We start from the raw sequence: 11,430 nt of genomic DNA, 5'->3' as shown, positions 1-11,430 counted from the left end.
GGGGGCGGTCACGGCTGGGAGGGAGTGGGGGGCGCACCGCCGACGGATCGGATCAGCGTGCCGAGGGCGTCGTGGGCGAGGTTGCGGGCGAGGTCCACCTTGAAGGCGTTGTCGCGCAGGGGCCTGGCCGCGGCGAGCTCGGCGTCGACGGCTTCCCGTACCGCCTCGGATGTGGGTTCGGCCCCCGTGAGCCGGTGCTCGGCAGTGCGGGCGCGCCAGGGCCGGTGGGCGAGGCCGCCGAAGGCGAGGGCGACGTGGCTCACGCGGCCGTCGTGGAGTTCGAGCACGGCTGCCACCGAGACGAGGGCGAAGGCGTAGGAGGCACGGTCGCGGGCCTTGCGGTACAGGGAGACCGCTCCGGGGGCGGCGGCGGGCAGGAGCACGGCGGTGACGATCTCGCCCGGGCGGATGACGGTGTCGCGTTCGGGGTGCTCGCCGGGAAGCCGGTGGAAGTCGGTCGCCGCCACCTCCCGGGTGCCGTGCTCGCCTCCGTACAGCTCGATCCCGGCGTCCAGAGCGGCGAGGGCCACCGCCATGTCCGAGGGGTGAGTGGCGATGCAGTGCTCGGAATGGCCGAGGACGGCGTGGTCGCGGTGCACGCCGTCCCGGGCGCTGCACCCGGTGCCCGGGACCCGCTTGTTGCAGGGCTTTGACACGTCCTGGAAGTACGGGCACCGAGTGCGTTGCAGCAGGTTCCCGCCGGTGGTGGCCACGTTTCGCAGTTGCCCCGAGGCGCCGGCGAGGAGGGCCTGCGACAGTGCGGGGTAGCGGGTCCTGATCAGGGGATGCGCCGCCAGATCGGTGTTGACGACGCCTGCGCCGACCCGGAGCGCTCCCGTGGGCAGCTCCTCGATGTCGTGCAGGGGCAGCCGAGTGAGGTCGATGAGGATGTCCGGGGTCTCGACCCCCTGTTTCATGAGGTCGACGAGGTTGGTGCCGCCACCGAGGTAGCGGGCGCCGGGGTGGTTCGCGTAGGCGGCCGCCGCTTCCTGGAGGCTGGTGGCCCGTACGTAGGCGAAGGGCTTCACGCGATCACGTCCCGGTCCCTGGTGGACGGCTCCTCCGGTCTCCGGGTCTCCGCGACGTCCACGACCGCGTCGGCGATCCCGTTGTAGGCGCCACAGCGGCAGAGGTTCCCGCTGAGCCGTTCCCTGACCTCCTCGGCGGTCAGGACCGCCGGCCGGCTCGTGTCGGCCGCGATCGCGGCGCGGGTCACGTGCGACGGATGCCCGGCGGCGGCCTCTCGCAGGGCGCCGACGGCGGAGCAGAGCTGGCCGGGGGTGCAGTAGCCGCACTGGAACGCGTCGTGGTCGATGAAGGCCTGCTGGAGGGGGTGGAGGGTGCCGTCGGCGCCTGCGAGTCCCTCGACGGTGGTGATCTCGGACCCGTCCTGGGCCACGGCGAGCAGCAGGCAGCTGTTGGCGCGGCGGCCGTCGACGAGAACGGTGCAGGCTCCGCACTGCCCGTGGTCGCAGCCCTTCTTGGACCCGGTCAGGTCCAAGCGCTCGCGCAGCGCGTCGAGGAGGGTGACGCGGTTGTCCAGGTCGAGGACGTGGTCCTGGCCGTTGACGTGGAACTCGACGCGCGAGCGGTGGTCACCGGGCGTCGGCGCACCGTGTGTTGACGGCGGTCCTGCCGCGGCCCGTGGGGCGGCCGGTGGGGCGGACTGTCCCTTGGGATCACGTGCCCGTGATGCCATGATTCGCCCTCCATTCCGGTTTACGTCCATTACATCCCGTCGGCTTCCCCGCCCCCTGTCGTTCCATACCTCGAAGCTCCCTTCCTCACCAGATGGGTGCGTCAATCGGTGAGCTCCTGGGGCTTGGCGTTGCCAGGACCGGCCGCCCGGCGCTCACCCTCGTTGTTGCTCTCCGCGCCCTCCTTCTCCTCGCGGGTGACCGCCTCGCTGTCGTCCTCCTCAGGGCCTGCGCGCCGGGTCCGTTTGCGCGCCGCGTCCGGAAGGTCGGGGGCTCCCGGAGCGATGGGCGGCAGGTCGGGGGTGACAGCGTCACGCTTCTCCGGCACACGGTCCGGAAGCTCGGGCTCCGACGGGTCGCTTCGCATGACAGGCCTCCTTGCGGTCTGAGTGGTAAACGGACGGCGGACGAGAGCGGGATGTAGCCGTCGGCTCCGAATCGTCGCGTACGTACTGGACACCCTCGCGCCTGCCCCACCGTCTCCTCCTGAACCGGGCGCGGGCAGACCGACACCAGCGGACGCGGTGTCCGGGTCTCCCCATGGATAGGGACGCACCGGCGGGAAGCCACACAGCCCGGGTGCGGTCCGGCAGCGAGGCCGGCAGCGAGGCCGGGTTCAGCAGCAAATGCTCTCTTCGACTCCCCTGCCGATCGCGTCGGCCTTCGCGACGTGCAAGGCCAGGGCTCCGGTTCCCGTGCCGATTTCCAGGAGGCCGGTTTCCACGGCGAGGGCGTCGGCGAGGAGCCGGGTGTCCGCCTGTGGCTGGTAGACGCCGTGCAGGACCACGAGGATTCGGGAAAGTGAGGCCAAGGACAGCGCGGTACGGGGCACCCGCGCCTGCGTTTCCCCGCGGCCCTGGTTCAACGCGTCCCGCTCGTTCATGTGCGGGGTGATCGAGCGGGTTCGTCGTCGTCGGGGGTCTGCCAGGAGTCCTGGCGGGCCCGTGCCGCGGGGTTCTGCTGAGCCGGGCGGGCGGGAGCCCTGCGCCGGGCGCTGCGCCGACCGCCGTACCAGAAGGCGCCGATCAGAAGGAGGGCCACGACCACCCCGATGATGATCAGCAGCAGCGAACTGACGGCCTCGGCCGCGATGGTCTCGGTAGCAATCATGCCTGGCACCTACCCGCGATCGGCAGGCTCACGAGGCAACTGCTCCGTGCGGCGGTAGTCCGCCGTCGCCCCGGCCGACCGCAGTGGCCGGTGGCGGAAGGGGTGCAACGGGCACAAGCCCGTAGGCGAAGGACCGAAGGTCCTGGGCGAATAGGACTGACGCTCCACGGGTGGCCAGGACCTGGCGGGCAAGCTCCCTGTCTCACTCCGAGGTCGAAGGAGGGCCGTCCCGTGCCCGGTTTCACCGTCCCGTTCAACGCCACGACCGGATGCCCCGCCACAGGCATGCCGCTCGCGCAAGAGCCCGCCGCGGCATGCCGCAGGAGGGTACGGAGCTGCCCGTGGTCACCCAGCCCCACCGGCTCGACCCCCTTCACGCGAAAGAACTCTCCAAGGTGTTCTTCGAGCGGCCGAACAGCCTCACCGAAGGCACTCCCCAGCACCAGTACGTCCGCAGGACGCTCATCGAGAGGAACATGTCCCTCGTCCGCTTCGCGTCAAAGGCGTTTTGCAGCCGGACGGGTAGTGCGGCGGGGGCGGGCGCCGAGATGGAGGACATCGTCCGAGCCGGGACCATCGGCCTCATCAAGGCCATCGACCGGTTCGAGCCCGAGCGGGGGGTCGAATTCTCCTCCCTGGCCCTCCCGTACATCACCGGGGAGGTCAAGCGGCACTTCCGGGACACCACCTGGGCGGTCCGCGTCCCACGGCGACTGCAGGAACTGCGTGTCGAACCCGCCAAGGCGCGCGACGAACTCGGCGCCACTCTGCGGCGGGCTCCGACCGTCAAGGAGCTGGCCCCACACATCGACCTTGGGGAGGACGAGGTCATCGACGGGCTGGTGGCAGCCAACGGCTATTCGAGTCAGAGCCTGGAATCTCCGACCCCAGAGGAGGAAAATCAAGGATCGGGCCTGCAGACCACTCGCCGGCAGCCCGTCGCCGACGAAACGTCCAGGGCGATCGAACTCTTCGAGGACCTCCACACCCTGGGCCCGTTGCTGACGCGGCTCCCCGAACGGGACCGCGAGATCTTGTACCTTCGAATCGCGCAGGAATGGACGCAGTCCGAGATCGGCGCGGAACTCGGGATAAGTCAGATGCAGGTCTCGCGCCTTTTGGCCCGGATCCTCGCCGGCCTGCGCACGGCCATGCTCGACGCGTAGCCGCAGCCGTGGCCCCCTGCCTCCGAAGCCGAGGACTGACGATGCCGTTCACCCCGCAGGATCCGCAGACCCTGAAACAACTGATCGCCCGTGAAGTGGAGAGCCTGCGCGCGGCGGCGAGCCGGCACGCGGGTGTCAGGACCGATGAGGAGACCCCGTCCCGGGGACCGGCCTGCCCCTGCGGGGGCGGCGAGGGCCAAGGGCACGGCTGTGGGGACGCGGGCGACGGGCACGATCCCTGGGCGTGCGTCTGCGCGACGCTCCCCGCCATTCCGGTGTCCGCCGCACTGCTCGTTCCCGTACGGGACGACACCGGACGGGCCGTCGACTTCACCGTACGGGCGGGCAATCACGTCCGCGCCGCGGAGTGGCTCGAAGCTCCTGACCGCGCCGTCGGCCGAAGACTCCTCGAAGTCCAGCCCGGCGCCGCGGCCGGCGGGCTGCTCGACGCCCTGTCCGAGGTTCTGGACACCGGGCGCGCCCTGAGGGCGTACGCCGTGGACTACACCGAGCAGCGCCGGGACGGACTCCTCCGCACGGCGCTGCTCTACGACGCCGCATCGTGCGGGGACAACGTGCTGGCCACATGGCGGCCGGCCCGCAACCGTGCGGAGCTGCTCTCGCTCGACGCCCAGTACATCGCCTCGATGGGGTGGGGGACCTGGGACCTGCTGTCCGGCAAGGCGACGTGGTCGGAGGGCCTCGCCACGATCTTCCGCGCGGAGAGCGGGCGGGCCCTCTCACTGGCCGAACTCTGCGACGCGGTCCTCCTCGAGGACGTGTGGCGCTTCGGGAAACTGCTTACGCGCCTCCTCGACGGGGAGGAACCCCCGGGTGCGGAGATCCGCTTCAGCGTCACCTGCGAGGTCCGCACCCTGCACCTGGTCGGACACCCCGTCATCGCCAGGGACGGGCTCCCCTGGGCCGTACACCTCATCGCCCGCGATCTGACCGCGCAAGTGCGCAGCCGCCAGAGGCTGGCCGCCACCCGGCGGGATACCGAACGGCTCACGGAAGAGGCGGCCGCCGAACGCCGGGTCGCCGCCGTGCTCAGGGAGGCACTCCTGCCCACGCACTCCGCGGAACTCGCGGAGATCGGGCTGTCCGTCGCTGCCGCGTACCTCCCCGCCGAGTCCGAAGTCATCGGCGGGGACTGGTACAAGTGCCGGCTGCTGCCCGACGGGCGCATCCTGCTGGCGATCGGTGACGCCTGCGGCCATGGACTGGGGGCCGTGGCCCGGATGGCGCAGCAGCGGCATGCCCTCGCGGGCCTCGCGCACGCCCCCGACACGGACGCGGGCCAGCTGACCACCTGGCTCAACGAACTGCTGTGCGCCGACCCGGCCGCCCAGACCGCGACGGGGATCATCGGACACATCGACACCGAGCGCACGCTGCGCTGGGCCTGCGCCGGCCATCCGGCGCCACTGCTGCTCCGCGACGGCGAGGCCGCGGAGCTCGACACTTCGCACCGGGGGCCGCTCTTCGGGCTGATGCCGGGGTACACGTACGCGACGACCGCCATTCCCCTCCGTCCGGGCGATCTCCTCCTCCTCTACACCGACGGCATGGTCGAGCGGCGGGGACAGGACATCTCGGAGGGCATCGGCGCACTGCTGAACACGCTGCGGTCCTGCGCGGGGCTGAACGCACAGGAGGCCCTCACCCGGATCATGGCCAGCTACGCGATCGAGAACCACGAGGACGACACCTGCCTCCTGGTCATCAGGATCGGCTGACGGCACGGCTCCCGGAGCGTCGCCTCATGCGCGAGCAGGCGCGCGACGGCCGGCGCCGTGATAAGGGGGTCGAATGCGAGGCCGCGCATCAAGGTGGCGCCGTTCCCAGCCGGCGGTAGCGTCGTCTGGCCTCCAGCGGCGACCTGACGGGCCGCGGGGAGATCGCGACTGCCGCCACCACGGCCCTGCCTCAACAATCTTGCCGATATGCAGCCCTCGTCGCCGATGACGTGGCCGGGCCGCGGCCGCGTCCGCGGCCGGCCACGAGACCGGAGGGCCCATCGCCGTCGAGGTCCACAGCCGAGACGGAGGAGCCGAACAGGTCCCCTGCCTCCGCCTCACGAGGACCACCCCTCCGGCGCGGGTCTCCTCCCACCGGGCCGCCGCCTGCGTGATGCTCGGCGAAGCGCCCGACCTGTCGGCCGATCGGTAATCGATCACCTCCGCAGCGTCCTGTCCAGCGGCCATAGGGCCCTCCCGAGTGGGACTAATGGCACGGTTTGCCTCTATATCGCCGGGTAGGCAGTACTGAGTTCGAATCCATCTACTCCGAGGAATGGAGACACCCCGTGTCCGTCGTCAAGAACGCCCTCCCGGAAGCCGACCTCAAAATCGTCGGTGATGCACTGCAGGGGGCCCTGGTGGACCTGGTCGACCTGTCGCTCGTCTCCAAGCAGGTCCACTGGAACGTGGTCGGCCCCCGCTTCCGATCGGTGCACCTCCAGCTGGACGAGGTCGTCACCACGGCCCGCACCCACTCCGACGTGGTCGCCGAGCGTGCCGCCGCCCTCGGACTCAGTCCGGACGGCCGGGCCGCCACTGTGGCTTCGGCGGGTTCCATCACCGACGTACCGGAGGGCTGGGTCAGGGACGTGGACGCCGTGCGCATCCTCGTCGACGCCCTCCACACGGTGATCACCCGGATGCGGGAGCGCATCGCAGTCACCGACAAGCCCGACCCGGTCACCCAGGACATCCTGATCGCCCTGACCGGTGAGCTCGAGAAGCACCACTGGATGTTCGCCGCCGAAAGCGCCTGAGCCGGCCGATCCGCTCCGGCTCCCCCTTGGAGGGAGCCGGAGCGCCGGCGTGCCTGTGGCCCGGAACGCCGGCACGCCGTGCAAGGGAGTCGGATCGGACGCACTGGTCACCGTGTCCGCACTCACATGAACCGACCACGCAGGCTCACCGGAAGTGGCTGGTCACCAGCCTGCCTGCCGAGCCGAAGGCCTTCGTCAGATCGAGCCGACGACCTTGCGAGGGGTAATACGGACGACGACCCGGTCGGTGTCGTCCTTCGACGCCGGGTTGAAGTCCGCGTAGTCCTTGCCCGTGTACTTGCGCGACAGTTCGTCGATCAGTTCCTGTCCGCCCTCCGCAGTCAGCGTGGCCGTGCCGCGGACCTCGGCATAGGTGTAGGGCGCGTTGTGCGGGTTGATCATGACGGTGATCCGGGGATCGGCACGCAGATTCTTCTCCTTGCGTCGGCCGACGGTGGTGGAGACCAGCAGATCTTCGCCGTCCCGGGCGAGCCAGGTGATCGACAGCTGCGGGCTGCCGTCCGGCTGGATCGTGGCAACGGTCGCAAAAACCGGGCTGTCGTCGATGAGCTTCTTCAGGTCCTCGGAGAGTTCGGCGGACACGGAGCGGGTTCCTTCCCTCGGCTGACTGCTGTCCCCGGGATCAACTGCCGCCAGTGGGGATCGGCAACGGACAGCCCCGCAGAATCGCGGCTGTCTCCCGCCACGTTCCGGCCCCCTGCCCGACCTGGCAGCGGCCTCCGTGTCGTGGTCGTCGGGCCACCGGGAATGTCGGCACCAGCGTGGTCCGTCTCCTGGCCGACGTGATCCACCTGGCCTGGACGTTTCAGCGCCCCACCACCCCGCCGAGGTCGAGGAGTTCTCTTCGCCGGGCTGCCGGACGGCGCCGGAATGGACACCCCTCCCCTCGCAGCGCACGGCACCGCCGACCACGCCCGCCGGTAGACGAGGCTCGCTCCCACAGCCGGGCGCCGGCCGCCGGTTCCTAGGGCGCCCGGCCGGGCCGGGTCACGTGGCGCCCCCGCGGCCATCGGGCACCGGAGCGGCAGGGGTGTGCCGGGGTGCCCGCTGCAAGATCGGGTAGGCGGAGCCCGACAAGGGTTTCGTTCAGGAACGGTGATCGGCTTGCTGGGTTTGACAGGGATAGACGTGGTGTACGCCTGTGCGGGACTGGGGGCTCTGTGCGCGGCCGTACTCCCCACCGCCCTCGCGAAGCGACCCCTTTCCTTGCCCATGGTGTTCCTGACAGCGGGGCTGCTGGTGTTCCTACTCCCGCTGGACGCGCTCCCGGCCCTCGACCCCGTCCAGCATCGAAGCGTGGTCGAGCACCTCACGGAGATCTGTGTCGTGATCGCGCTGATGGGCGCGGGGCTCGCCATCAACCGCCCGCCGGGACTTCGCGCCTGGTCGACGACGTGGCGGCTGCTGGGCCTGGCCATGCCCCTGACGATCCTGCTCACCTCGGCCATAGCGGGGTGGCTGGTGGGGTGGCCGCCCGCCGTGGCCTTGCTGGTGGCGGCCGCCCTCGCTCCCACGGACCCGGTCCTGGCCGCGGAAGTACGCGTCGGAGAACCGACCGACGAGGAGGACGACGAGGACGAGGTCCGCTTCGCGCTGACCAGCGAAGCCGGACTCAACGACGGCCTGGCCTTCCCGTTCGTCCTGGCGGCCATCGCGCTGACCACGGCTTCGGCAACGGGCTGGTCCGCCGAGGGGCTGTGGCACTGGGTGTGGAGCGACATCCTGGTGCGCAGCGTGGTGGGACTGGTGGTCGGGATCGTGGTGGGACGGCTCCTCGGCCGGATGTTCTTCCAGGCCTCCTGGCAGGCGTTGCGGCTCTCAGAACACCGCGAGGGCTTCGTCGCGCTGGCCGCGACCTTCACCGCGTACGGGCTGACCGAGCTCCTCCACGGCTTCGGCTTCCTCGCCGTCTTCGTCGCCGCCTGCACGATCCGCAACGCCGAGCGCGGTCACCGGTACCACCGCGTCATGCACGCCTTCACCGATCAGATCGAGAGGCTGCTGACCGCGGTCATCCTCTTCCTCCTCGGCGGCTTCATCGCCGACGGCGGCCTCGCCGCACTGACCTGGCGCGGAGCCGTTCTCGGGCTCGTGCTCTTCTTGCTGGTCCGGCCGGCCGTCGGCTGGGCCGTCCAGATCGGTGGCCGGGCCGCGGGCAAGGAGCGGACCGCCATCGCGTTCTTCGGCATCCGGGGCATCGGGTCGTTCTTCTACCTCGCCTACGCCTTGGGCGAAGCAGAATTCGCTGCCCCCGCCCGCGAGTTGTGGGCGGTGGTGACCTTCACCGTGCTGCTGTCGGTACTGCTGCACGGTGTCGCGGCCACACCCGTCACCGCCCGGCTCGACCGCGCCGGCCCGAATGGACCAGGAGAACGGCACATCGAGGAAGAGGCTCACCCCGGGTGATTGCTCCCGGACTCCGGCAGCGAGGACGGGGGCTGCGGTGCCGACCCCTCGGGGAGGACGGGCGGCACCGCAGCGGGTCAGCCCGGCCAGGTGCCCGTCAGGCGTCGTACGGCCACGGCACCCGACCGGTCCACCGCGGCCTTGACCACGGCGAAGATCGCGCCCTGGATGGCCGAGGCGAGCAGGATCTGCTTCCAGGGCCGGTCCTCGTCGGTGGCATCGGGAGCATCTCCTTCGCCCTCGAGGACCTTCCAGGTCTGTTTGAACGCCATACCTGCGATCATGCCGCTCACAGCGCCCAGGGTCAGCCCGACCGGCTTGTAGGCGATCTTGGATGCCTTCATCGGCGACGCCCCCGGCTGCGGCGCACCAACAGGAGGACGGCCACGGCGGCTCCTACCGCGAGGAGGGGGGTGCGGTTGGCGCGTGCGGCGGTCGCTGCCCGCCCGGCCTTCTCCAGGAGCGGGTCGGGGGTCTTGTCCGCCGCGTACTGGCCCGCCTTGGCCACACCCTCCCGTACCTGGCTCGCGGCCTGCGCGGTCTTCTCCAGGACGGGGTCGGGCGTCTTGTCCCTCACCACCTGGGCGGTCTGTCCCGCCTTCTCACGGATCTGGTCGGAGACCTCGGCTGCCTTCTCGGCGGCCTGGTCCTTGATGGCGGCCGTCTTCTCCTTCGCCTGGGCCTTGATGTCGGCCTTGGCGGCGAGCGCTTCGACGGTCTGGCCGAGTTCGTCGCGGGTGCGCTCAACCTGCTCGCGCAATTCCTCGGTGCCGTCGGTGGCGGGGCTGGGGACCGGTATGCCGATGTTGGTTCGGGCGTCGTCGTTCATCGGTGTGCTTTCTCCTTGATCTCGGCCAGGTCGGACTTGACGCTGTCGATGGTCTGCTCGGGAGCCGGCGGGCCGGCCTGTGCGATCTGCTTCTTCCCGGCCAGCGCGGCCACTGCCGCCACGATCCCCAGGACCGCGGTGACGACGAGGGCCGACGCCCACACCGGCAGGACCAGCGCGAGCGCCGCGATACATGCCGCCGCCAGGGCCTGGAGCGCCAGAACGCCCAGGAGTCCCGCGGCGCCGAAGAGCCCGCCGCCCTTCCCGTACCGTTTGCCCTTCTGGGACATCTCGGCGCGGGCCAGCTGCATCTCCTCGCGAACCAGTTCGGAAATCTGCTGCGAGGCGCGAGAGACCAGGACGCCCACCGAATCGTCGGTGACGCGGGGGTCCTGCTTTGCCGTACTCATGATGGGGACACCTTGTCTTCCTTCAACCGGCGGGCATGTGCGGCACGTCGCTCAGATGCTCTTCCGAGATGCAGTGCCGTTCTCACAGCGCGACTACCCCGCAGTCGTCCCATCACCCACTCGCACAGCCGACGTTGTGCCCCGTAGTGGGCGACGTCAACGACTGGCAGCGCCTCCACACCTGACTCTGTCGCCGTCCCCCGTCAGGGCGTGAAGACGGCCTTGACAGCTCCGTCCCGCTTCTTCTGGAACGTCTCGTGGGACCGAGGGGCTTCGGCGAGCGGCAGCCGGTGGGTGGCGAAGTCGTCCACGCCGAGCGGGTCCACGTCGGTGAGGAGGGGCAGGAGGTCATCGACCCAGCGCAGGACGTTGGCCTGGCCATGCCGGGCTGGATCTGCTTGTCGAACACGGTCGGCAGCGGCAGCGGATCGGCCGTTCCGCCGTAGCCGCCGGCCGGCGAGATCGTCCCGGCGCGACGCACGAGGGCGATGGCGAGGTCGAGCGCGGAGAGGCGGTCCACGCCGAACCGCTGGATCATTTTCGCGGCCAGGGCGTCGGGGAGCATGCTCGTCAGGTGCTGCACCCCCGTGGCCAGGGGTCGAGGGTGTGGATCCCGTGGGCCGCGGCGCGGCGCAGACGGCGGAGGTGCCGCAGGAGACGTTGAACGGCACCACGACCCGGTCCCCGGGGAACCTCTACCTCGAATGGAGGCCGTTGCCTTTCTGCCCGAGGGTGTTCTGTGAGCAAGGCGGAAGAAGGGGTAGACGGCCTTCATGACCACCTCACTTCCCCTCGCAGCCGACGGCTCGTCCTCCCTCCTCCTGGTCATCGCCGGAGTGGTGGTGGCCGTCCTCCTGATCGCCGCCTTCTGGTACGGCAGCCGGCGCACCGCACGCGGTACGGATCCCGGCGCCCGCCCCTCCGACCAGAATCCGCAGGCAGCAACGCGGCAGGACTCCTGGCAGACGCCCGGGGAGGGACCCGACCAGCACAACCGGGCCTGACCCTCGTA

General features: G+C 70.5%; 14 protein-coding genes and 1 pseudogene. 5 read left to right on the top strand and 10 right to left on the bottom strand.

Annotated elements, in window-relative coordinates:
- Positions 1–8: 8 nt before the first annotated feature.
- The 5 genes from ACFWNV_RS07440 to ACFWNV_RS07420 form a co-directional block, all read right to left on the bottom strand.
- On the bottom strand, positions 9–1,028 hold the full coding sequence (locus ACFWNV_RS07440) for an FAD binding domain-containing protein (protein ID WP_383941919.1): 1,020 nt from the start codon (positions 1,026–1,028) through the stop codon (positions 9–11).
- Positions 1,025–1,699: a 2Fe-2S iron-sulfur cluster-binding protein gene (locus ACFWNV_RS07435; protein WP_383941917.1), complete on the bottom strand. Its 675-nt coding sequence runs from the start codon at positions 1,697–1,699 to the stop codon at positions 1,025–1,027. The genes ACFWNV_RS07440 and ACFWNV_RS07435 overlap by 4 nt, the downstream gene beginning before the upstream one ends.
- A gap of 101 nt (positions 1,700–1,800) precedes the next feature.
- Positions 1,801–2,064 carry a hypothetical protein gene (locus ACFWNV_RS07430; protein WP_383941914.1) on the bottom strand — a complete coding sequence of 88 codons (264 nt, stop codon included), beginning with the start codon at positions 2,062–2,064 and terminating at the stop codon, positions 1,801–1,803.
- A gap of 249 nt (positions 2,065–2,313) precedes the next feature.
- The gene (locus ACFWNV_RS07425) at positions 2,314–2,580 is read right to left on the bottom strand and encodes a hypothetical protein (RefSeq protein ID WP_383941911.1); all 267 of its coding nucleotides are present in this window, start codon (positions 2,578–2,580) and stop codon (positions 2,314–2,316) included.
- Complete coding sequence (locus tag ACFWNV_RS07420) at positions 2,577–2,807, bottom strand: DUF6479 family protein (RefSeq protein ID WP_383941909.1); 231 nt, start codon at positions 2,805–2,807, stop codon at positions 2,577–2,579. The genes ACFWNV_RS07425 and ACFWNV_RS07420 overlap by 4 nt, the downstream gene beginning before the upstream one ends.
- A 314-nt stretch (positions 2,808–3,121) precedes the next feature.
- Here ACFWNV_RS07420 and ACFWNV_RS07415 point away from each other — a divergent pair, with 314 nt between their 5' ends.
- The 3 genes from ACFWNV_RS07415 (at position 3,122) to ACFWNV_RS07405 (ending at position 6,752) form a co-directional block, all read left to right on the top strand.
- On the top strand, positions 3,122–3,973 hold the full coding sequence (locus ACFWNV_RS07415; protein WP_383941907.1) for a sigma-70 family RNA polymerase sigma factor: 852 nt from the start codon (positions 3,122–3,124) through the stop codon (positions 3,971–3,973).
- Between the two features lie 41 nt (positions 3,974–4,014).
- Positions 4,015–5,712 carry a PP2C family protein-serine/threonine phosphatase gene (locus ACFWNV_RS07410; protein ID WP_383941904.1) on the top strand — a complete coding sequence of 566 codons (1,698 nt, stop codon included), beginning with the start codon at positions 4,015–4,017 and terminating at the stop codon, positions 5,710–5,712.
- A gap of 569 nt (positions 5,713–6,281) precedes the next feature.
- Entirely contained in the window at positions 6,282–6,752 is a 471-nt protein-coding gene (locus tag ACFWNV_RS07405; RefSeq protein WP_383941902.1) for a Dps family protein, read from the top strand.
- Between the two features lie 195 nt (positions 6,753–6,947).
- Here the strand turns inward: ACFWNV_RS07405 and ACFWNV_RS07400 are convergent, their stop codons facing one another.
- The gene (locus ACFWNV_RS07400) at positions 6,948–7,355 is read right to left on the bottom strand and encodes a PPOX class F420-dependent oxidoreductase (protein WP_383941900.1); all 408 of its coding nucleotides are present in this window, start codon (positions 7,353–7,355) and stop codon (positions 6,948–6,950) included.
- 531 nt (positions 7,356–7,886) lie between these two features.
- On the opposite strand from ACFWNV_RS07400, the gene ACFWNV_RS07395 reads away from it, so the two are divergent.
- Positions 7,887–9,179, top strand: coding sequence for a cation:proton antiporter (locus tag ACFWNV_RS07395; RefSeq protein ID WP_383941989.1), 1,293 nt, complete (start codon positions 7,887–7,889; stop codon positions 9,177–9,179).
- A gap of 77 nt (positions 9,180–9,256) precedes the next feature.
- On the opposite strand, the gene ACFWNV_RS07390 is transcribed toward ACFWNV_RS07395, so the two are convergent.
- The 4 genes and pseudogenes from ACFWNV_RS07390 to ACFWNV_RS07375 form a co-directional block, all read right to left on the bottom strand.
- Positions 9,257–9,523 (bottom strand): DUF4235 domain-containing protein, encoded by a 267-nt coding sequence (locus tag ACFWNV_RS07390; RefSeq protein ID WP_383941897.1) that lies wholly within the window; start codon positions 9,521–9,523, stop codon positions 9,257–9,259.
- Positions 9,520–10,008 (bottom strand): DUF3618 domain-containing protein, encoded by a 489-nt coding sequence (locus ACFWNV_RS07385; protein WP_383941894.1) that lies wholly within the window; start codon positions 10,006–10,008, stop codon positions 9,520–9,522. The genes ACFWNV_RS07390 and ACFWNV_RS07385 overlap by 4 nt, the downstream gene beginning before the upstream one ends.
- Positions 10,005–10,418, bottom strand: coding sequence for a phage holin family protein (locus ACFWNV_RS07380; protein WP_383941891.1), 414 nt, complete (start codon positions 10,416–10,418; stop codon positions 10,005–10,007). The genes ACFWNV_RS07385 and ACFWNV_RS07380 overlap by 4 nt, the downstream gene beginning before the upstream one ends.
- 203 nt (positions 10,419–10,621) lie before the next feature.
- Positions 10,622–11,031: pseudogene (locus tag ACFWNV_RS07375) on the bottom strand (glutathione-dependent formaldehyde dehydrogenase); the annotation flags it as partial.
- A gap of 160 nt (positions 11,032–11,191) precedes the next feature.
- On the opposite strand from ACFWNV_RS07375, the gene ACFWNV_RS07370 reads away from it, so the two are divergent.
- The gene (locus tag ACFWNV_RS07370) at positions 11,192–11,422 is read left to right on the top strand and encodes a DUF6479 family protein (RefSeq protein WP_383941888.1); all 231 of its coding nucleotides are present in this window, start codon (positions 11,192–11,194) and stop codon (positions 11,420–11,422) included.
- The last annotated feature ends 8 nt before the right edge of the window (positions 11,423–11,430 follow it).

This window comes from Streptomyces sp. NPDC058401 (assembly GCF_042722885.1).
In the GTDB taxonomy this organism is placed as follows: Bacteria; Actinomycetota; Actinomycetes; order Streptomycetales; family Streptomycetaceae; genus Streptomyces.
The sequence above is the reverse complement of the archived record's forward strand: the minus strand, read 5'-3'. Positions and strand labels throughout refer to the sequence as shown.